The sequence below is a fragment of the Marinococcus sp. LNHM4E3-1 genome, from assembly GCF_056034405.1.
This window is the reverse complement of record NZ_JBQLID010000003.1, coordinates 259,169-280,375: the sequence shown is the minus strand read 5'-3', so window position 1 is coordinate 280,375 and position 21,207 is coordinate 259,169. Positions and strand designations below refer to the sequence as shown.

19 protein-coding genes are annotated in these 21,207 nt (G+C 52.0%); 3 read left to right on the top strand and 16 right to left on the bottom strand.

All coding sequences use genetic code 11. The annotated features are described in order from the left end of the window. Positions 1 to 9 precede the first annotated feature (9 nt). From allB to ACTRXI_RS05045, 10 genes are all read right to left on the bottom strand, one after another. Positions 10 to 1,344, bottom strand: coding sequence for an allantoinase AllB (gene allB, locus ACTRXI_RS05090; RefSeq protein ID WP_474261376.1), 1,335 nt, complete (start codon positions 1,342 to 1,344; stop codon positions 10 to 12). Positions 1,345 to 1,358: 14 nt separating this feature from the next. Further along, entirely contained in the window at positions 1,359 to 2,612 is a 1,254-nt protein-coding gene (locus ACTRXI_RS05085; protein ID WP_474261375.1) for a pyridoxal-phosphate-dependent aminotransferase family protein, read from the bottom strand. A gap of 14 nt (positions 2,613 to 2,626) precedes the next feature. Further along, complete coding sequence (allC, locus tag ACTRXI_RS05080; protein ID WP_474261374.1) at positions 2,627 to 3,868, bottom strand: allantoate deiminase; 1,242 nt, start codon at positions 3,866 to 3,868, stop codon at positions 2,627 to 2,629. Positions 3,869 to 3,895: 27 nt separating this feature from the next. Further along, on the bottom strand, positions 3,896 to 4,246 hold the full coding sequence (uraH, locus tag ACTRXI_RS05075; RefSeq protein ID WP_474261373.1) for a hydroxyisourate hydrolase: 351 nt from the start codon (positions 4,244 to 4,246) through the stop codon (positions 3,896 to 3,898). Further along, the gene (gene pucL, locus ACTRXI_RS05070) at positions 4,247 to 5,827 is read right to left on the bottom strand and encodes a factor-independent urate hydroxylase (protein WP_474261372.1); all 1,581 of its coding nucleotides are present in this window, start codon (positions 5,825 to 5,827) and stop codon (positions 4,247 to 4,249) included. Between the two features lie 14 nt (positions 5,828 to 5,841). Then, positions 5,842 to 7,152 (bottom strand): nucleobase:cation symporter-2 family protein, encoded by a 1,311-nt coding sequence (locus ACTRXI_RS05065; RefSeq protein ID WP_474261371.1) that lies wholly within the window; start codon positions 7,150 to 7,152, stop codon positions 5,842 to 5,844. Between the two features lie 157 nt (positions 7,153 to 7,309). Then, a complete protein-coding gene (locus tag ACTRXI_RS05060) occupies positions 7,310 to 8,929 on the bottom strand; it encodes a PucR family transcriptional regulator (protein ID WP_474261370.1) in 1,620 nt (539 codons plus the stop codon). Positions 8,930 to 9,075: 146 nt separating this feature from the next. Beyond that, positions 9,076 to 9,684, bottom strand: coding sequence for a TetR/AcrR family transcriptional regulator (locus ACTRXI_RS05055; RefSeq protein WP_474261369.1), 609 nt, complete (start codon positions 9,682 to 9,684; stop codon positions 9,076 to 9,078). Between the two features lie 27 nt (positions 9,685 to 9,711). Then, a complete protein-coding gene (locus tag ACTRXI_RS05050) occupies positions 9,712 to 11,316 on the bottom strand; it encodes an ABC transporter permease (protein ID WP_474261368.1) in 1,605 nt (534 codons plus the stop codon). Then, complete coding sequence (locus ACTRXI_RS05045; RefSeq protein ID WP_474261367.1) at positions 11,313 to 12,212, bottom strand: ABC transporter ATP-binding protein; 900 nt, start codon at positions 12,210 to 12,212, stop codon at positions 11,313 to 11,315. Before ACTRXI_RS05045 ends, ACTRXI_RS05050 begins: the two co-directional genes overlap by 4 nt. A 169-nt stretch (positions 12,213 to 12,381) precedes the next feature. On the opposite strand from ACTRXI_RS05045, the gene uvsE reads away from it, so the two are divergent. Beyond that, positions 12,382 to 13,341: a UV DNA damage repair endonuclease UvsE gene (uvsE, locus tag ACTRXI_RS05040; RefSeq protein ID WP_474261397.1), complete on the top strand. Its 960-nt coding sequence runs from the start codon at positions 12,382 to 12,384 to the stop codon at positions 13,339 to 13,341. A 37-nt stretch (positions 13,342 to 13,378) separates the two neighbouring features. Here the strand turns inward: uvsE and ACTRXI_RS05035 are convergent, their stop codons facing one another. Beyond that, the gene (locus ACTRXI_RS05035; protein WP_474261366.1) at positions 13,379 to 14,353 is read right to left on the bottom strand and encodes an NAD(P)H-quinone oxidoreductase; all 975 of its coding nucleotides are present in this window, start codon (positions 14,351 to 14,353) and stop codon (positions 13,379 to 13,381) included. A 193-nt stretch (positions 14,354 to 14,546) separates the two neighbouring features. Here ACTRXI_RS05035 and ACTRXI_RS05030 point away from each other — a divergent pair, with 193 nt between their 5' ends. Beyond that, on the top strand, positions 14,547 to 15,638 hold the full coding sequence (locus ACTRXI_RS05030; RefSeq protein ID WP_474261365.1) for a nitric oxide synthase oxygenase: 1,092 nt from the start codon (positions 14,547 to 14,549) through the stop codon (positions 15,636 to 15,638). 111 nt (positions 15,639 to 15,749) lie between these two features. Beyond that, complete coding sequence (locus ACTRXI_RS05025; RefSeq protein ID WP_474261364.1) at positions 15,750 to 16,079, top strand: four-helix bundle copper-binding protein; 330 nt, start codon at positions 15,750 to 15,752, stop codon at positions 16,077 to 16,079. A 45-nt stretch (positions 16,080 to 16,124) separates the two neighbouring features. On the opposite strand, the gene aroA is transcribed toward ACTRXI_RS05025, so the two are convergent. From aroA to ACTRXI_RS05000, 5 genes are all read right to left on the bottom strand, one after another. Next, positions 16,125 to 17,471 carry a 3-phosphoshikimate 1-carboxyvinyltransferase gene (aroA, locus tag ACTRXI_RS05020; RefSeq protein ID WP_474261363.1) on the bottom strand — a complete coding sequence of 449 codons (1,347 nt, stop codon included), beginning with the start codon at positions 17,469 to 17,471 and terminating at the stop codon, positions 16,125 to 16,127. 78 nt (positions 17,472 to 17,549) lie between these two features. Continuing rightward, the gene (locus tag ACTRXI_RS05015) at positions 17,550 to 17,846 is read right to left on the bottom strand and encodes a hypothetical protein (protein WP_474261362.1); all 297 of its coding nucleotides are present in this window, start codon (positions 17,844 to 17,846) and stop codon (positions 17,550 to 17,552) included. A 68-nt stretch (positions 17,847 to 17,914) separates the two neighbouring features. Then, complete coding sequence (locus tag ACTRXI_RS05010) at positions 17,915 to 18,256, bottom strand: YolD-like family protein (protein ID WP_474261361.1); 342 nt, start codon at positions 18,254 to 18,256, stop codon at positions 17,915 to 17,917. 120 nt (positions 18,257 to 18,376) lie between these two features. Next, entirely contained in the window at positions 18,377 to 19,705 is a 1,329-nt protein-coding gene (locus ACTRXI_RS05005) for a 6-phospho-beta-glucosidase (protein ID WP_474261360.1), read from the bottom strand. 72 nt (positions 19,706 to 19,777) lie between these two features. Then, on the bottom strand, positions 19,778 to 21,172 hold the full coding sequence (locus ACTRXI_RS05000) for a glycoside hydrolase family 1 protein (RefSeq protein WP_474261359.1): 1,395 nt from the start codon (positions 21,170 to 21,172) through the stop codon (positions 19,778 to 19,780). Positions 21,173 to 21,207 lie beyond the last annotated feature (35 nt).

The following is a 21,207-nucleotide window of genomic DNA, read 5'->3' as shown; positions in this document are numbered from 1 at the left end:
GCCGGATCATTATTCCTGCAGCCACCTTCCTTGTCTATTTGTAAATGTATCAGTTTTTCCGTTATAAATTTCTGTGCCCCGCTGCCAGACTGAATGAATCCGGTGTGGAAAACGATGCCCTTCAAACAAACTGTGCTTATGACGCATGTGCATCGTTTCGCGCGTCACTGTCGTTTCTTCGTGGATGTCGATCAGCACGATGTCTGCATCCTTCCCTTCTTCCAGGCTCCCCTTTTGATGCAGCCCAAAACGGTACGCCGGATGCTCTGCAGTGCAAGCTGCTGCTTTTTCCCATGGCAGGCCGTGCTTCGCTGTGAGCTCGAGTACACTCAACAGCGTGTATGGACCGCTCGAAATACCTCCCCACGCCTGCCACAGCCCGCCTTCTTTCAACTCTTCCGGACACGGTGAATGATCGGAGGTCACCATATCTATATCCCCCTGCTTCCATCTGGATACAAGCTCCTGCTGTACCGGGGCCTCCCGTAATGGCGGCGCGCATTTTGCTTCAGCTCCGCGCATTCGCAGTGCTTCGTGGTCAAACATCAGATAATGGGCGCAGGTTTCGAGCGTAACATCCTGTCCGGCTGCTTTTGCGCGCTGAATCACCTGGACCGCCTCAGCAGAGCTGATATGTACAAAGTGCAGCGGACAGCCTGTCTGCTTCGCAAAAACGAGGGCGCGCTGCACCGCTTCGAGCTCTGCTTCCACCGGCCTGGAAGCCAAATAATCATCCGCTTCCGTGCGCCCCTGCTCCTCGAGCTGCCGGCTGAGCGTATTCACTACCGGTGCGCTTTCTGCATGAAGACCGAGCATTCCTCCGTGTTCGGCAATTGCCTGCATCCCCCGGAACAGCGTTTCATCATCCGCCCGTTCAAATTCCGGGTTGCCGCTCGGCGACATAAAGGCTTTGAACACACGTATGCCCCGCGCCGCCATAGCCGGAATATGTTCTACTCCCCCGGGCACGAGGCCACCCCAAAGCCCAAAGTCCAGGACGGATTTCTGCCGGCCAAGCGCTGCTTTTTCTTCGGCATTTTCCGTCGTGATCGTAGAAGGAATACCGTTTAACGGCATATCCATATATGTAGTGATGCCGCCCGCTGCAAGCATCCGGGAGCCTGTTTCGAAGCCTTCCCAGTCCCGGCCGGGCTCGCTGAAATGAACGTGAACATCTACCGCTCCCGGCATGACGAGCATTCCATCAGCGTCTACTACGCTTTGCGCTTTGGTTTCATCAGAAACGCCAAAGGCTGCTATTTTTCCGTCTGAGACTGCCACCGTAGTTACTTCTGTACCGGCTGGGCGGACAACGGTTCCATTTTTAATCAGCAGATCATACATTTTTATGTGTCCTCCTATACTTCAGCCGTAGCTTTTGTATCTTTTTTCTGCATATAAAAGGACAGGGCTGCCTGCTGGGCAGTGCCGGGATTCACCTGGGCCCCGGCGTATAAAAGCACTGATTCGAGCGCTCCGAGCACAGCCAGCACGTTTTCCTTCCGGCAGCTGTAGCCCATGGAGCCAATGCGCCAGATTTTGCTGTGCAGTGGTCCGAAGGACGACGCGATTTCAATCCCGAACTGTTCAAGCAGCATTTTGCGGACTTCATCTGCGTCAATGCCCTCCGGGACATTAATGCAGGTGACGACCGGCAGCTTCTGTTCGCCTTCAACAAACAGCGACAGGCCCATTGCCTTTAAACCGGCTTTCAGCGCTTCTTCGTGGTAGCGGTGCCGGGCAAAGCGGGATTCGAGCCCTTCGTTGACGATCAGTCTCGAGCCTTCATGAAGCGCATAAACCATCGACGTCGCTTCGGTATGATGATTCAGGCGCCGCGGGCCCCAGTAGTCCTGCAGCTGGCTGAGATCAAAGTAATTACTCCGAATCATCGGTGCCTCCGGCTGCTTATCTGCCTCTGTCGCAATCCCCCGTTCCACTTTTTTCCGCGCCTGAAAGCGGCGCTCGAGGCGTTCATTGTACGTAAGCGGAGCCATTCCGGACGGAACGCTGAAGCATTTCTGCGTCCCGCCAATGACCGCATCCAGACACCATTCATCTGTTTTGACCGGGACACCGCCAATTGTAGCCACCGCATCCACTACAATGTAGATCCCGCGTGCCCGGCAGGCGCGTCCGATTTCTTTAAGCGGCTGAATGCAGCCGGTCGACGTTTCGCCGTGCACCATCGCAACAATATCCGGCTTCACACGGTCCATTTCCTCGATGACTTCTTCTGGGGAAAAGACCGAGCCCCATTCCTTTTCGAGCGTGTGGATCTCTGCGCCGTACCGTTCGGCGATCTCAGTTAAAAGATACCCAAACCGACCGTAAATCGGCACGAGTACCCGGTCTCCCGGGTGAATCGCACTCGCAAGCACCGCTTCAATACCCGAACGGGAGGTACCGTCCACCGGAAAGGCCCATTCATTTTCAGTTTGAAAGATGCGGCGAAGAAGCTCCATCGTTTCATTCATAATACTCGTAAAGGCTGGGTCAAACTGTCCGACTACCGGCGTGCTCATGGCACGGAGCACCCGGGGATCCGCCTCCACCGGACCCGGTGTCATGATCGTGCGGAGCGGCGGCTGGATTTCCTGGTGATAGCCCATATTTACTCTCCTTTCTAATACGCTAAACGAAACAGTGTTTCTTCAAGCACTTTTACTCCCTGCTCTAAATCGCTGGATTTGGTATATTCCTTCGGGGAATGGCTCACACCGGCTTCGCTTGGCACAAACAACAGTGCAGTCGGATAATAGCTGCCCATGACCTGGGCGTCGTGCCCGGCTCCGCTGATCATCAGCTGCGATGAAATATGCAGGCTTTCAGCAGCTTTGTACATCGTTTCATATACGTCTCTGCTCATTGGCACCGGCTCTACTTCCATCCAGCAATTTGAAGAAACGCTCATGTCGCACTGTTCAGCCTGCGCAGCGTACAGATTTTCGAGCTCCTGCTCGAATTCTTCGAGCAGTGCTTTGCTGTGATGACGGACATCCAGGCTGAAAACAACCTTAGACGCGATGACGTTCGGTACGTTTGGCGTAATTTCCATTTTGCCCACCGTAGCCACCATGCTTTCGTCCTTCCGCCTCGCCATCGCGGTAATATTTGTAATCAGTTCACTGGCTAATACCACCGCATCCCTACGCTCCGGCATGGGAGTGGTTCCGGCGTGATTGCTTTCTCCCTCCACCGTAATGTGATATCTGCGCTGTCCGACAATATCTGAAACCACTCCAACAGAAGCATTCGTTTTTTTCAGTGTGCCTCCCTGCTCTACATGAAGCTCAATGAAGGAGTCAATGTCTTCACGCCTGAGCGGAAGCGATGCCGCAGCTTCAAATTCACATGCCCGCATTGCCTGGCCAATAGAGATACCCTCTGTATCCTTCAGGGTCTCTGTTTCACCCTCAGACAGCCTTCCGGTAATATGGCCCGAGCCCCAGAACGTGACTGGAAAACGACTTCCTTCCTCCTCACAGAACGATACGATTTCAATGCTCTGCTTCGGCCGCCCGTAAGTCTGCTTCAGCCTTTCTACGGCAAGCATTGCAGCAGCCACGCCGTACGCGCCGTCATATATGCCGCCGTTTACGACGGAATCAATGTGGGAGCCGGTCATAACGACCTTATCTGTTTTTTCTGTCCCTTCAAGGCATCCGAATACATTTCCGACGGCATCATACCGGGCTTCAAGACCCATTGCCCCCATTTTCACCTTTACTGCTTCCTGGGCCTGCTGCCACGATTCATCGTATAAAAGCCTCGTCACACCGCCGTCTTCTGTTTTTCCAAAGCCGGCTAGCCACTCCAGCAGCTGATCAATTTGATCCTGAATTATGTTTGAAGAATGAACAGCCATACGGTCCCTCCTTTGCCTGGCTTTTAGTCAGCTTCCCCGGTACGTTTGATAGCCATAGGGGGACAACAGCAGCGGGAGGTGATAGGACGTTTCTTCCGCCGAAAGCGTGACGCGGAGAGCCACCGTTTCCAGAAAATGCGGCTTCTCCTTTGCCCATCCCTTCTCCCGGAGATATTCCCCTGTTTGAAATTCCACCTCGTACGCAGCTGTTTGAATATCATCTGCCTGCAGCAGCGGTTCATCCACCCGCCCATCTGCATTGGTGATCCGTTCTGTTTCTTTAATTTTCCGGCTCCCCTCCAGACGGTACAGCGTTAAAGCTATACCTTCGCCTGGATGGCCGGAAGCCAGATCAAGCACATGTGTTGTGAGTCCCATTTATACTTCCCCTTCATCATCCAGATCTTCGCGGTGTACCGCAAAGCGCTGGAAGCCGTACGGACGGCGCGGCTCTGTGTATACTTTGCCGTCGCTTCCCGGAATATCTTCGACCACAGTATCCCACGTATGGTTCTGCGACTCGAAAGAGACCTCCTGGAGCTGCGGGAACCGCTCAAGCACCCGGCGGCCGATATAATAGATCAGCTGCTGAATCGAGGCCGTCTGTGTTTCATGGAAAACAGCAGCTGCAATGTCCTTCACCTGCTCTGCAGCTACGTAGCCTTCCCCGTTCTGTCCGAAGGCAGTCTGCGGCGTTTCATATGTCCAGCCGATATTTAAATAAATAAACAGCGGGCGGTTGGAGTCCTCCGGCAGCGTCGTATATTCATCCCGGATAAAGCCGACAAATGAATTGTCCACTACTTTCACGAGCTGGACGTCCTTTACGTAGCTCTCCTGCTCAATAATCTCCGGAGCCCCGAACGAGGTCCGTCCTACTTTAACCATCGCTGCAGGTTTTTCGTTATGAGATTTTTTAAACACTACACCGCTTTTGTACCCCGTATCGTCTACATTTACTTTTTCAAAAGGAAGATGGTCAGCGTATACTTCTACGGTTTCAACATGATCATATTTTTCGAGAAACGCTTCCCCGACATAAGCGAGGAACCCTTCCACCGTTGCGCCTTCATAGCTGCCAAGATGACGCTGAATAAAGTTTTTCATGGAGTCCGTCGCCACCACCATACTGTTGTCGCCCTCTGTAAAGCTCGGAAGAAAGGCTTCCCCGGTAATGTTAACGGAGACATTCAAACCGAAAATTGTGTTATTTGTGCCTTCATACGGAGATTCCGGTATGGGCGTGATATCTGTAAACGGAATCGAAAACGTCCGGTAGGCGAACACATCACCTTTGCCGTAGCTCATCGTTCTCCGCTTTTTACTGCCTGTTCTTGTCACTGTCTGCGACATGCGGGCCGGCTCTGCCGCAAGTGCTGCAGAAGATTCATGCTCTTCGGCCGGGGCACTGCTGCCCGTGTTGTCCACACTTTCGTTTGATGCAGTCACCGTTTCCGTCTGCTCCTCTTCAATGATGGCCTCAAGCCGCAGAAAAGCTATGCGGTGAATTTCCCGGAGAGCCTGGCGTTCTTCCTCCTCCTGGGTATGGTCCATACGTGTTTGTACTGCCTGTAAAATATCCTCTGCCGTCTTTCCTCTCACAGCCATAATAAACGGCATGCCAAACTTGTCCTGGTAACGCTCGTTCCATATCCGCAGCTCTTCCTGCTGCTCCTCTTCCATTTCCGTTAAGCCAGCGCCTTCCTGCTCGGCAGTGGATGCCCCGCTCATCGGTTTCTTTTCTCCGAGAGAAGGATGCGCCTGGATCAATGCGCGCCGGTTCTCTTCCCCGGATGTCATAACTACACCTGCCATCCGCTGATGCAGGTCTTCAACAGATTCCATTGGTCTCACCGGTTCAACTGCCTCTGCCACCCACGGAGAATTTTCATACACCCCTCCGAAAGTGTCGATAAATTCCCTGCGGGATAATTGGTTTACTTGTTCAATGGTCAGCATACACTACTCCTCCTTCAAGCTTTACTTTGTTTTTCTTCATTATATACATGTTCCCCCTTCCACCGTATATTAAATAGGAGATTGATGAAAATTGCGGCTAAACTACCAGTGATAATGCCATCCCCAAAGATGATGGCAAGCCCTTCCGGAAGGCTTGAAAACAGCTCGGGCACTACTGTCGCGCCCAGTGCAAGCGACACGGAGCAGGCAACCACCAGCTGGTTCGACTGATCATTAAAATCGACCTCACGGAGCATCTGCAGGCCTGCAACGACAACCATTCCAAACATGACGACCGTCGCCCCGCCAAGCACCGGCGTTGGAATGATGACCACAAGGGCGGCAACTTTTGGAATCAGCCCCAGGACGACCAGTGTCATAGCCGCAGAGAAAATAACGTTTCTCGTTTTTACCTTTGAAAGCTCCAGCAGACCTACATTCTGGGCAAATGTACTGTAGGGAAAAGCGTTGAACAAGCCGCCGATAATGACTGCAAGCCCTTCGGAACGGTAGCCCCGGACCAGGTCATCCTCGTTTAGCTCACGCTCCGTAATACGGGCGACTGCGTAGTAGGCACCGGTCGTTTCAACGACAATCACACTGCACACAATAATCATCGTGATAATCGGTCCAATTTCAAATGTCGGCATCCCGAAGTACAGCGGCTGAGGAAAATGGAACCATGAGGCTTCCATCACTTCTCCAAAGGAGACCTGTCCCATCACTGCTGCGGCTATCGTGCCGCCGGCAATACCGATTAAGACAGCAAGCGATCTCATAAACCCTGTAAACATCCGGAATAAAAGAATGATCACGGCGAGTACGCTGACTGATAAAAGCAGATTAAAAAGGGAGCCGAAGTTTTCGCTTCCTTCTCCGCCCGCCATGTTTCTGATACCGGTAGGAATAAGCGAAAGCCCGATAATCGTTACGACAATGCCGCGCACGATCGGCGGGAACACCTTTTGTAATTTTCCAAAAAATCTGGCGAAGATAACGACAAACAGTCCAGCCACAAGAATCGATCCGTAAATAGCTGTTATGCCGTAATTGGTGCCAATACTGATCATCGGGGTCACTGCTACAAATGATACGCCGAGCATGACAGGCAGTCCGATGCCGATATGTTTTCCTCTCCACAGCTGCAGCAGGGTTGCCACGCCGCAGGAAAGCAGGTCAATTGCCACTAAGTATGCCAGCTGTTCTGCTGAAAGCTCCAGTGCGCGTCCTACGATAAGCGGAACGAGTATCGCTCCGGCGTACATTGCAAGTACATGCTGAAGTCCCAATGAAAAAGTCCGAAGCCCGTTGGTTCCGTTAGCCATGATTAGGTGTTCCTCCTTTTATTGTTACCTTACTATCCATCTTATAGGAGGCCCGGACTCGTTTCATTAGACGTTCTATATAAAATTATCAAAATATTTTAGTCAATGTATCTATAATCGCTAAGGAAATGAATGGCTTTGTGCAGATTATCTTACATTATTCCGAGGAAAGGACGTTCTGCACCCGCAGTGCCAGGCGCAGCCGCATCGTCGTTTCGGGATTTTTCAGGGAAACCCCTAAGCGCTCCTCACATTTTTCCAGGCGGTAGAGCACCGTATTGCGGTGAATGTAAAGCCGTTTGGCCGTATCAGCCACATGGCAGTGCGACTCCAGGTAGACAGATAACGTCTGCACAAGCCCCTGGTCCTCCTGGCCCCCCTCCGTTAATTCCTGCAGGACCGAGTGGCTGAACGAGGCCAGCTCTTCGGTGGGCAGCAGCCGGAGAAGCTGGGCGATGTCCTTTGTATAGTAGGAGCGTATAAAACCGCGCTCTCCGGTAAGCTGGCTGTTGTACAAGGTGTTTTCCGCCTCTTTGTAGGACGCCGGGATGTCAAGAAACGTCCTCGCCGCATTTCCGATGCCAAAGGATATCGAGCGGTCAAAAAACAGTTGAATCCCCTCCTGCAGCTGCCGCAGTGCTTCCACTGAAGCTTCATCAGTGTCTGCATGCAGCTGCTCCTCCTCCCACAAAATAATACACTGCCGCTCTTTTTTGAAAAACCAGGCCGGGGAGCGCCATTTGCCCAATTCCCCTTCAATGTATTCATACATGTGGTCCATTTCCCGCTGCTGCTGGGTATAGGTGACCGGAAGCCGGGGCTCGGGGTCAAGCATACCGACGGCACAGCCATAATTACGGTTGTTTGGCAGTCCCATTTCCTCCGCCCGGTTTCGCGCTTCTTCATCGGACGAATAGCCTCCGTTAATGTAATTTTGAAAAAATTCGTCACGGGCTCTCCGTTCATATTGAGCGATGGCACTCTGTTTCATTCGTTCGAACCCGATAACATTCACAGCCTGGTCGATAATCAGCACAAGTCCGTTATCATAAATCGGAATTTCTCCGCCGATCACAAGACATCCGCTGCGTGTTTCATGCGTCCGTACTGGAAACAGTGTGTACGTCTGCGCTGTTTCCCACACGCAGAAGCTGCTGTATGTACTTCCGCTTAAAAATAAATCCCGTTTTGCCCTGCGGTGCGCTTCAATTACTCTCTGCGCTGTTTCCATTCCTTTGCCTGCATAGATCGGACGGTCGTAGGCATCCAGCAGCAGAACCGGAAATCCGATGTATTCGCATACTTCTTCAAGGAGTGCTGTCAGGCCTTTTCCATGCATTACATGATCGGTCAGCCGCTGGTGGATGTTTAACGCTTCGCGCAGCTCTCTTGTCCGTACCGAAAGCATGTCGTTGAGCATATCATTGACCATTGCTCCAAGACCGATATCTTCCGGGAGGGCAATAATAGGAAACTGCAGCTCGTCTGCTTTTTCGATGACGCTCTCCGGCAGCTCCTGGAGAAAACGCTCGATTTTCAGCCCAATGCCGGCGCATCCTACAGCGTCCATCCGCTCGATGAGTATACTCAATTCCTCAGGACGATCTTTATAATGATAGCCAGTCGTTATCAGCAAATCATCCTCCTGCAGATAATCAACAATATCCGGCGCATCCATCATGTTCACCTGCCGGATCTCCCGGATGTCCCCGTCTTTTCCGGCAAGCAGTCTCGCATCCTTCCAAACCGGTCGCTGCAGCGTTTCTCCTATGTTCACCGTTTCTGCCCCCTTGTGATACATATCCAATCATTTCTGAAACAACTGGTTATTTTAACTTTTACTGTAGCAGAAAAAGTAATGCTCCTACCAGTGGAAATTCCAGCTGCCGCAAAAAAGCCGCCGGCAACCGGCAGCCCTTCTGCTTATCTTTTAACGATACCGTACAAAAACAAATCATAAAAATGCGTCTGGTATTCTTCAAGCGTCATGCTCCCCGGGACGTCCTCCCCCTGCTGAATCCGGAAGGCCACCATCTGCCGGAGCGAGATGGCATACGACATGAAAAAATCAATATTAATATTTTCCCGGAGAATCCCCTGCTCTTTTGCCAGCTCCACCAGCTCCCGAAACACCGGCATGACTATCTTTTCGCCACGGCTGCTGTAATCGGCCAGTACATGCGGATAATCCTGCATTAATTCCGTGAGAAAGCTTGATTGAAAAAAGGATTCGTATTCCTTCATATCAAATATCTTCAAAAGCATCTCTTCGGTCATCCCATGCTTTCTGCTTTGCCCGATCAGTTCTTCCATTTTGTCTTTGGACTCCTGCATCACGCCGTCGAGCATTTCGCTTAAAATGCCTTCTTTGTCTGTAAAGTATTTATAAAATGTGGCCTTGCTCGCGCTTGCTTCCGCGCACAGCTGCTCGATGGTGACCGCTTTTATCCCTTCCTGCAGAAACAGGCGGTGCGCGGTGTCGACCAGATCTTTCTTTTTTCTTGTTGTTCGCCGTTTTTTATTGTGCGCCACTGCTGCTTCCCCATTTCTATCCTTACTTTAAAGAATTAAGTCTCTTTTTCTGATCGTATACATTCCGACTGCGGCGAAAACGGCAAATACGGCCAGAAGAATGACTGTAGACCAGCCTGTCCATTCCTCTGCAGGCACGCCCGGGATCTGCGCATATGGTGAAATATCACTTACCCAGTCCGGCAGCTGAAGCAGCGGCCCAATAAGCCCGATCAGTGTAAATGCTGTATACACAAGCCAGACGAGTGACAGCGCCCTGGGCCACAGGCCCATTAATAAAGCAGCCAGTCCAATAAATATCCAGACAGCCGGCGTCTGTGCGATGGCAGAGAAAAACACCTTCCAGGCCCCCTCTGAGCTGTCCGTATAGTAGCCGTAAAGCGCCCCTGCGCCGATGCCGCTGATCACAAGCAGCATGAAGCTTCCCACGCAGGAAATCAGGAGATAATCAAGCATCCACCGCGGACGCGGTACAGACTGAACCAGCAGAATCTCTCCCCGGCCGCTCTTTTCCTCCCGGATCATTTTGGTCATCACCTGCAGCGCATAGCCAGCCGCCAGCATGGCCAGAAACGCCATATAGGTGGCAAATAACGATTCTGCAAGCGTGGCTCCTTCGGCCTGTACGAGAAAATCTTCACCAATGGGATTATCCGCAAAAAAGTCAGCAGCTTCTTCACTGATGGCTCCCATCGCCACACCGTACAGGGCCGCGCCTGCTGCCCAGCTCAGAAAAACCCAGCGAAATAAAAAGCTCTGCAGCCCAAGCAGGTGAGTCAAACCGCTGCCAGCCCGGGCTTTCCCGCCCTGAACCCGCAGCATCCCGGCCCCGTCGTCCCGGCGGTAGTCTACATAAATGGCTGCCACTGCAAGTAGTATAATACTCCCGGCAAACAGACCGAGCGGCCACCAGCGCTCATCCACAAAGGCGCGCATCGCCTGGCCCCATCCAATCGGCGACAGCCACCGCCACACATCCACAGCAGCCACATCGCCGACGGCCCGGAATAAAAATGCCAGGCCAAGCAGCGCAGAGCTGATGCCGGATGCCGCTCCGGCGCTTTCGCTCATCTGAGCCATAAACAGGCTGATGGCGCCAAACATGATCCCGACACCGGCGACCCCGAGTCCAAAGACCAAGGCCCCTGCCCAGCTGAGCCCCTCTATCGTATAAGGCATGCCGACAATAATAATGATGGCAACGAAAAGATTCGCGAGCACCATCAGCAAAAAAGCAGCCGTGGATATACTAACCCGGCCGACAACCCGTGCTTTCACAAGCTCCGATAATCCGCTTTCCTCTTCGGCCCTTGTATTGCGGACGATCATAAAGATACTCATAAACGCAGCAGCGACCGCCACGTATAAAAACATCTCATTCGTAATCATCGCGCCGAACGTGTAGTTTTCAAGCCCGTACCCAGGACCCGCCATTGCCCGGAGTGCCGGACTTTCCAGCAGCAGGGCGCGGCCCTGGCGGTCTTCCTGCGTCGGATACGTTTCCGGAAAGCTGAGAATACTGAGCAGAAACAGCACCGAAATCGAAACGACCCAAATGGGCAGCCGCACTTTTTCTTTCCGGAGCATTACCCAAAACAGCCTGCCCGTTCCTGTGAACATGGACGTGTTCATCCTGCTTCCCCTGCCTTCGATTCATAATGGCGAAGAAAAATTTCTTCGAGCGTCGGCGGCCTGGATTCCAGTGAAACTACCTCCGCTGCTGCAAGCTCCTGCATGACCGGCGCCAGTCCTTTTGCATCCACATAAAAGTGCACCTTCGATTCGTCTGCCTTCCACTGGTGGACGTCGCTTCGTTCCGCTAAAGAAGCGACCGTCTGCTTCGTTTCTGCCGTAATGGAAATACGGGTTAAATGCCGAAGCTCCTCAAGCGTTCCGGATTCAATAATTTTTCCTTCTTTGATGATGCTCACCCGGTCACACAGTTCTTCCACCTCTGCCAGTATGTGGCTCGAAAGAAGTACCGCCTTTCCTTCCTGCTGCAGCTCCCGCACGCATTCCCGGAAAATAGAAGCCATTAACGGATCCAGACCCGAAGTCGGTTCGTCAAAAATATACAGATCCGCCTCCGAGGCGAAGGCCGTAATGAGTGCCAGCTTCTGCCGGTTTCCCTTCGAATACGTTTTACTTTTTTTCCGCGGATCGAGCTGAAAGCGTTCAATCAACTGCTGGCGTTTCTCTTCATTAAAATCACCGTGCAGCTTCCCAAGAACATCAATCACCTGGCCGCCGGTTAAATTCGGCCAGACGTTCACATCACCCGGTACATAAGCCACCCGTTTATGAATATCTACAGCCTCAGTCCACGCATCTTTGCCAAACAGCTTCACTTCACCGCCGCTTTTTTTCAGCAGACCAAGCATCACCCGGATCGTAGTAGACTTCCCGGAGCCATTCGGACCGAGAAACCCTACCGTTTCTCCCTGACGGATCATCAAATCCACATGCTCAAGCGCCGCATGCTTTCCAAAATATTTTGATACACCCTCTAATTTCACCAGTTCATTCACATCTGCACCCCCCTTAAATTGAACTTTTTTATTATTATCGTTTAAACTATTTTACAACTTTCGTTCAATTAAGTCACGCTTTATTTTCTTTGCCACTTCCCTTGAAGACTACGTTCGCAGCTTTTTGGGTATGTATAACAAAGATCTGAAATTGGAGGCAGTATGTATGATGACTTTACGACTCGGATACGTATCCCAGGCTCTTGCTCTCTGGAACGCTTCTCCGGGCAAAACAATGACACTGACGCGCTGGCGGAAAATGGACCGGAGCAGCCGCGAGGATAAGCTGCACGAGGTCACCCGTTTGAACCTGGAGCACACGATCCGCATGCTTCATTACAATATCGCCCACGACATTCCTTTGTACCGTTTTTCTTCCTCGCTTGCGCCGCTTGCCACTCATGACGACGCCGCCTGGGATTACATAACGCCTTTTGCGGATTTATACAGGGAAATCGGCAGACTCGTGCGGGAGCACAATATCCGCCCGAGCTTTCATCCGAACCAGTTCACGTTATTTACAAGCGACAAGCCGAATGTCACCGCCAATGCCGTGCAGGACATGGAGTACCATTACCATATGCTTGAAGCCATGGGACTTGAACAATGGGCATGGATCAACCTGCATGTCGGAGGAGCCTACGGGGATAAAAAAGCGGCGGTAGCACGGTTTCATAAAAACCTTCAGCAGTTGCCCGAAAAAATCAAGGCACGGATGACACTGGAAAATGATGATAAAACGTACACAGCAGGCGACGTGCTCGCTGTCTGTGAACAGGAAAAAATTCCAATGATGTTTGATTATCATCACTTCGAGGCCAACCATTTTGAGGAGGAACGTTTGGAGGAGCTGCTGCCCCGGTTTATCGATACGTGGGCCCACACCGGCAGCCGGCCAAAAATCCATCTTTCCTCGCCGAAATCACCCGAGGCTTTCCGCAGCCATGCCGACTACGTGGATCCGGAGTTCAATCTTCCTTTTCTTCAGGCCTTAAAGCAGATCGGCGAGCCCATTGATGGCATGATTGAAGCAAAGCAGAAGGACTACGCGCTTCTGCAGCTCGTCGAAGATCTCGCTTCGCGGCGGAACGTGACCCGGACCGGCGGGGCAGAGCTCCAGTGGAAATGAGCAGCCATAAAAAAAGAGCCTGAACCCAGGCTCTTTTCTACCATTCCAATATGATTTTTCCGATGTTTTTATTGTCCTGCATGTGGCGGTGCGCATCTGCAATCTGTTCAAATGAAAACACCGTGTCCACGATAGGACGGATGGAGCCGTCTTCAAGATACGGCATTGCGTGCTTCACAAAATCCCTGCTCAGCTCGGCTTTATACTCGTCGCTCCGCGGCGTAAGCAGCGTCCCGGTCAGCTGCACGCGCTTCATCAGCAGCTTCATCAGGTTCACATTCGGCACATTCGCCCCGCCAAGCACGCCAATTAAAACCCAGCGTCCATCGGTTTGAATGCTTTTCAGGTTCTGTTCCCAGTAGGAGGCCCCGACAAAATCCAAAATCACATTTACACCTTTATCACCGGTAGCCGCAAGCACCTCTTCCTCAAAATTCTGCTCTTTATAGTTGATGCGTACTTCTGCGCCGAGCTTTTGAATAAATTCCAGTTTTTCTTCTGATCCGGCGGTAGTAAGTACACGGGCCGACGAAAGCTGGCTTGCGAGCTGAATGGCTGCCGTGCCTACACCGCTCCCCCCGGCATGAATCAGGACGGATTCATGCTGGTTCAGGTGCCCGATCCAGTAAAGCGTCTGGTAGGCCGTTAAGAATACCTCCGGCACGGCTGCTGCCTGGGCATACGTGAACGCCTCGGGTATCCGCATCACCCGGTCGGCCCGCATGACGGCATATTCTGCGTAGCCGCCGCCATTCACAAGCCCCATCACCCGGTCGCCCGGGGAAAATGGGTTCTCAGTACCTGCTTCTTCCACTACACCTGCCACTTCAATTCCGAGCACCGGGTTTTCGATATACCCGGCCTTGCCCTCCCGGTTTAAAATGTCGGTCCGGTTCACGGCTGCTGCTTTTACCCTGATCAGCACCTCATCCATCTCCGGTTTGGGAGCAGGCCGATCCTGAATCTGCAGGACCTCCGGCCCGCCGGTTTCTGTAGTAATTACTGCTTTCATTGCTATCAACTCACTTCCTTTAATCTTTCGTTTCCAGTATTCGCTTCCTTAAAGACCGTGTCAACTTGTGCGTTTATCTACTGCTGTATCTATTTATTTCCCGGGAAATAGCTTTTGCAGGATTGATTTTTCGATAATAGCAGCTAATACCTTTATACTGGAAAAAAGGCAAAAGCTGAGGTGCAGACAAATAATGACTAATATACAAGCATTAAAACAGGACGCTTACACATTTATAGAGCAATATTACCGGGAAACAGATCAGTCATCAGAAATTTTTCAGGCCCGCTGGGATAATGTAGAGCAGGAAATTGAAGCTTCCGGGCATTACGAGCACACGTTTGAGGAGCTATCCTTCGGAGCGAAGGTCTCCTGGCGAAACAGCAACCGCTGCATCGGAAGATTTTTCTGGAAGAGCCTCCAGGTTCTCGACTGCCGGTACGTGCGCACCGAAGAGCAGGCAGCCGAAGCGCTCCGCCACCATATCCGTTACGCAGAAAATGGCGGGAAAATCATTCCGACTATCTCCGTGTTTCCTTCGGTCAAAAACGGGCAGGAGCGGATGCGCATATGGAACTACCAGCTGATCCGCTACGCCGGCTACGAGCGGGACGGGACAATCATTGGCGACCCGCAGTCTGTACCCTTTACAAAATACTGTGAATCATTGGGATGGAAAGGCGAAGAAACATCGTTTGATCTTCTTCCTCTGGTTGTTCAGGTAAACGAAGGCGACCCCCAGTGGTTTCCGCTCCGAGCCGAAGAAGTACTCGAGGTTCCGATTAGCCATCCGGATAGCGATGCTTTCTCTACTCTCGGTTTAAAATGGTATGCTGTCCCAATTGTTTCGGACATGAAAATGGAGATCGGCGGCATCACGTATACGGCCGCGCCGTTTAACGGCTGGTACATGGAAACGGAAATCGGTGCCCGTAACCTCGCAGACGGGGACCGCTACGATATGCTGCCACGGGTTGCAGACGTACTCGGCATCGACCGGACGTACGCGGGAAGCTTATGGAAGGACCGGGCGCTTGTGGAGCTGAACCGCGCCGTGCTTCATTCATATAAAAAAGCAGGCGTCAGCATGGTGGATCATCACACGGCCGCCTCGCAGTTCAGACGGTTTGAGCAGCAGGAACAAAAAGCAGGCCGGGAAGTAACCGGAGACTGGACGTGGCTAATCCCGCCGGTATCGCCGGCCGCTACTCATATTTTCCACAGCTCCTACCGCAATATCATGCACACGCCGAATTTCTTTTACCAGCAGCACCCCTATAAATAATGATGCAAAGCAGCAGGGGAAGCAGGCAGGCTTCCCCATATTTTACGTTTGAATAAATACCCCTTCCGGGAACCCCTATACCAGTATCTAATATTAGAAAGGGTGATAAATATGAACGCTACACAGAAGGAATGCCTCGAAGCATGCATCGAATGTATGAAGCAGTGCAATCAGTGCTTTAACGACTGCCTCCAGGAAGACGACGTGAAAATGATGGCCGAATGTATACGTCTCGACCGTGAATGCGCAGACATTTGTGCTCTGACAGCTAAAGCAATACAGTCCAACAGTCCATTGATGAAAGAGACCGCTCAGCTGTGTGCAGAGGCCTGCAAAGCATGCGGAGATGAATGTGCCAAGCATGACCATCAGCACTGCAAAGATTGCGCAGATGCCTGCTACCGCTGTGAAAAAGCATGCCGGGAGCTTGCCGCATCATAATTTCTGCACAAAAGCCCCCTCCTAAAAATGGAGAGGGCTTCTTTTTTATGAAAATTTCACCGGTACACCGGCTGCTTCAAACAAATCGTAGAAGGTCGGACACGTTTTCGACACGCACCCCGGGTCTTCAATATGAATTCCGGGCACCTTTGCTCCAATCAGCGAAAGGGCCATAGCCACCCGGTGATCATCGTATGAGTGAAGCGACACGCCGATCGGCGTCCCCGGATATACTTTCAGCCCGTCCGAGTATTCATCCACCCGGATGCCCATTTTCTGGAGCTCTGTACACGCTGCGTGAATGCGGTCTGATTCGTGATGACGAATATGCTCTACGTCCCGGATCGTAATCGGTGCATCGGCAAACGGGGCCAGGGCAGCAACGGTCAGCGTCTGATCGGACATTTCCTTCATACTGAGCTCAAATCCTCCCGAAAGCTGTTCGGGACCTGTGACTTCAATGTAGGTGTCACCTTTTTCCACACGGCAGCCCATTTTTTCAAACACATCCACCATTCCTATATCCGGCTGGTTGGTGTCCATTGTTAAATTATTAATGCGGACCGTTCCGGCCGTTAGTGCCGCAAGGGCCATAAAGTAACTGGCCGTCGACGCATCTGCTTCAAGCGCCATGCTCCGGCCCTGAAAGCTTTTTGCCGGCACCTGCATATCGGTTAAATCCTCGTTGTACGTGACCGGTACCCCGAACTGATTCATTAAATCAAGCGTAATGTGTACATAGGCGTGCTGCACAATGTAATCCGGAATCCGGATACGCAGGCCTTCCTCTGTATAGGCACCCGTGAGCAGCAGGCCGCTGATAAACTGGCTCGATAATTTGCCGGAAATGGTCACTTCTTTCCCAGGGAGCCCGCCCGCATGAATTTCAAGCGGATAAAACCCCTTTTTATCTATGTAATGAACGTCGGCCCCGAGCGTTTCCAGGGCTTCCATTAACGGCTCCACCGGACGTTCACTCATTCGTTTGCTCGCTTCCACCTTGTAAACCCCGCTCCCCGCTGCTGCAAGCGGGCCCGGGAGGAAACGGGCCGTAGTACCGGCAGCGCCTATGTAAAGCTCTGCGTCCTCCTCCGGCCACCGGCCTCCGCATCCATGAATCGTAACCGTATCGCCCTCCACTTCGGACTTCACGCCAAGCGCCCGGAGCGCACCAAGACACCAGTACGAATCATCGCTTTTTAAAATGCCTGAAAGGGTGGACGTGCCTTCTGCCAGCGCGGCCATGATCAGTGCCCGATTCGTAAAGCTTTTACTCCCAGGCACTGTTAAAGAGGTCTGGATCGACCCTGGCGAAACCGGGGAAACGTGTACTTTGTCTACATCCGTTAATGAGGCCCACGGCGAGCGGGCCCGAAAATCTGGTGTACTCATAAAACATCCGTCCTCTGCATCTTTTTCTACATTACACCATGAACCAGTACTGCGCGCAACCAGCGTTTTTCCGAAGGCTTATACCACCCCGGTAAGTGCCGGACTGACCATAAACCAGAGCAGAAGCACCGCCATAACAATCCAGCCGCTCAGCTTCATCCATCCCGGCTCACGGCGCGAAAAAGCAATCATGCTCATAAATGCACTGAGCGCAAGCAGCAGAATGCCGATCGTCAGCAGCGAACCGAATAACGGTACAAAGGGACTGTTGTCGGGAAGGGAAAATACCGCTGAAACAATAATCGATACAGCAATCAGTCCGAGACCTCCCAGAGAAGACGTTAAAGAAATTCTGCTGAATTTTTTATCCTTCATTTCATCCTCTCCCTTTTGAGTTCTTTTCTTGTCTTCCTTTCCCTTACGCGTATTTCAAAAACGTGCGTTTACGCTTCCAGATCCATAATATCCTCCACGCTCACATGCCGGACGTCTCCACCTGCCTCTATCTTAATTGTTTTGTTCAGCGCATCCAGATGCAGAATTTTTCCGGTCATTTTTATTTCTGCATAAGGATCAAATACGTGAAGCGTCACTTCCGACCCGGCCGCCAGAGCTTCCTGAAGACGATGGGAAAATTCCTCAAGCTGCTGCTCATCCCAGAGCGGCCTGAACTTCATCCGGTCCTCTTTTTGATGACGCAGCCACATTTCCCGGTGCTCCGGTAGAATCATCCGGCTGGATTCCCAGCGCATATTCGACCCCGGGGTTAATTTGTTTTCTTTCATCCGTAACGCCCCCTTTCGCTTTAGTATACACGAACGTTTGTTCTTTTTGTGGTTTATCTTCAAAATGTGGAAATTTTTTCTGATAAAAAAGGCCTCCTGCATTAGGAGACCTTAATCATTTCAAGCCTTTTCTGTTTGGAAGAACTGCGGCAAATGCTCTCTATGGGCTTCGAGCATGTCATCAAGAATTTGTTTTGCTTTCGTATCGGACGGGACGAGTGGATTAATCGTCATCGCCAGAAGAGCCGTCTGGTAGTTTCCTGTTACCGCCGCTTCAGCAGCGACCCGTTCAAACGACTTGATCTGCTGCACGAGCCCCCGGACTGCCACCGGCAGCTCTCCGGCAGCAATCGGCCTCGGACCGTCCTTCGTAATGACGGAGCTGATTTCCACCGCCGACTCCGCTGGAATCCCTGCAATCGCACCGCGATTTTTCGTATTAACCGGCTGAATGTCCCGGGTGTCATTATATATCGAATTAATCAGGCTGCAGGCCGCTTCGCTGTAATATGCCCCGCCGCGCTGCTCAAGCTGCTCGGGCTTCGTCCGGAGCGTTTTATCGGCATAGAGGGTGAAAAGCTCCTCCTCCACTCCCTGGACAACTTCGGCCCGGGTGCCGGTTTCTTTGGCAGCCTCCTGTTCTTCAGCCAGCATTTCTTCTGTTTTATAGTAATACCGGTGATAAGGGCAGGGGAGCACCTGCAGAGCCCGTATAAATTCGGGCTCCCAGCCAAGCGCTGCGATATTTTTCATTGTGGAGGCATTCGCCGGGTCTGCCACTGCTTCGAGCGCCTGCTGCTTTATATCTTCGCCATCAAGGTGAATATTCAGCCCGTACACCATATGGTTCAGCCCGGCAAAATCAATCTGTATGCGGCTGCCCTCTACTCCAAGCGCTTCGGCCACCCCCATCTGCATTCCCACCGGCACATTGCAGAGGCCGACAATGCGTTCATGGTTTGTATAGCGCAGCACCGCTTCTGTTACCATGCCGGCTGGATTTGTAAAGTTGACGAGCCACGCGTCCGGGCACAGCCGCTCGATGTCGTGCACAATGTCAATAATAACCGGAATCGTCCGCAGTCCTTTAAACAGACCCCCCGGCCCGTTTGTCTCCTGGCCAATCACGCCATAGGAAAGCGGTATCCGCTCATCCTTCGCCCGTGCTTCAAGCATGCCGACCCGGAACTGGGTGGTGACAAAATCAGCTCCCGGAAGCGCCTCCTCCCGGCTGTAGGAAAGATGTACTGTCATATCAATACCTGCTTCGGCTGTCATGCGCTGGGCGAGCCTTCCTACGATCTCCAATTTTTCTTTTCCTTCCGGAATATCAACGAGCCACAGTTCCTTCACCGGCAGTTCGCTGTGTCTTTTAATAAATCCCTCCACAAGCTCCGGCGTGTAGCTCGAGCCCCCGCCGATCGTTACAATCTTAATACCTTCCTTCATCGTCCCACTCCTTTTTATGCATATATTTATATAGACCGGGCCGCCTGCGTGTAGACAGACGGCCCCGTAATGTTATTTTTCAAATCCATTATTTTTGTGAACGGCCGTGATCCAGTAGGCACTCTTTTTCGGCATGCGCTCCTTTGTATCAATATTGACGGAAAAATAACCGTAGCGGTTTTTATATGCATTCATCCAGGACCAGTTATCGATAAACGACCAGAGATGATAGCCTTTGGCGTTAGCTCCTTCTTCGATGGCCCGGTGCAGCCATTCGAGATGATCCTGAATAAACTCAATTCGGTAATCATCCTGAATCATCCCATCTTCCATAAATCGGGCTTCATCCTGTACCCCCATGCCGTTTTCAGAAATGAACGACGGAATATTCCCGTAGTTATCCCGGAGATTCATCATGATGTCATAGACACCTTTCGGATAAATCTCCCATCCGCGGTACGGGTTCATCTTCCGGCCGGGCATTTCGTAGTGGTCGAAAAACCATTCCGGCAGTATCGGAGCACCTGGGTTCGGGAGATTTTCCTTCGCTTTAACCCGGCGAGGCTGATAGTAGTTGACCCCCAGCAGGTCGACTTTCCCTTCCTGAATCAGCTCCTTGTCCCCGCTCTCGGTTTCCGGAAGCACCCCGTGCTCCCCGAGCAGGTCAATCAGCTCCTGCGGATACTCCCCGAGCACCGTTGGATCAAGAAAGCTCCGGTTGAAAAATAAATCTGCAATCCGGGAAGCCTTCAGATCTGCCGGATGGCTGCTTCGTGGGTACGAGGGCGTCAGGTTTAAAATGATGCCGATTTCCCCGCCAGCGCGGTCCTTTTCACGAAAAGCCTTCACCGCAAATACGTGGGAAAGAAGCGTATGATAGCCTACCTGGGCCGCCCGCTTCATGTCGACGACGTTGGGATAGTGAAAGTCATACATGTAGCCGCCCTCCACTGGAACAATCGGCTCATTGTGCGTGAACCATTTTTTTACCCGGTCGCCAAACAGATCAAAGCAGATGCCAGCATAACGGCCAAAGTATTCCGCCGTCTCCCTGTTTTCCCAGCCGCCAATCTCCTGCATCGCCATCGGCATATCAAAATGATATAAACAGACAAATGGCTCCACGTCCTGCGCAATCATTTCGTTGATAACGTTGTTGTAAAAATCAACGGCTTCCGGATTCACTTCCCCGGAGCCGTCTGGTATCAGCCGGGACCAGGAGATCGACAGGCGAAAGGAGTTAAAATTAATGTCCTTCATCCGGGCGATGTCGTCCTTGTACTGATGGTAAAAGTCGGACGTGGTGCCGGGGCCGACCCCGTTAAAAAAACGATTCGGCTCTTCTTCAAACCATTGATCCCAAATATTTTTCCCTTTACCGCCTTCCTTCGCGGCGCCTTCAATCTGAGTGGCGGATGTGGCCGCCCCCCACCAGAATCCTTCTGGAAACGTGAACTGTTCTGCCATAGATGGTACCTCCTAAAATGGTTGGGCCTGAATAT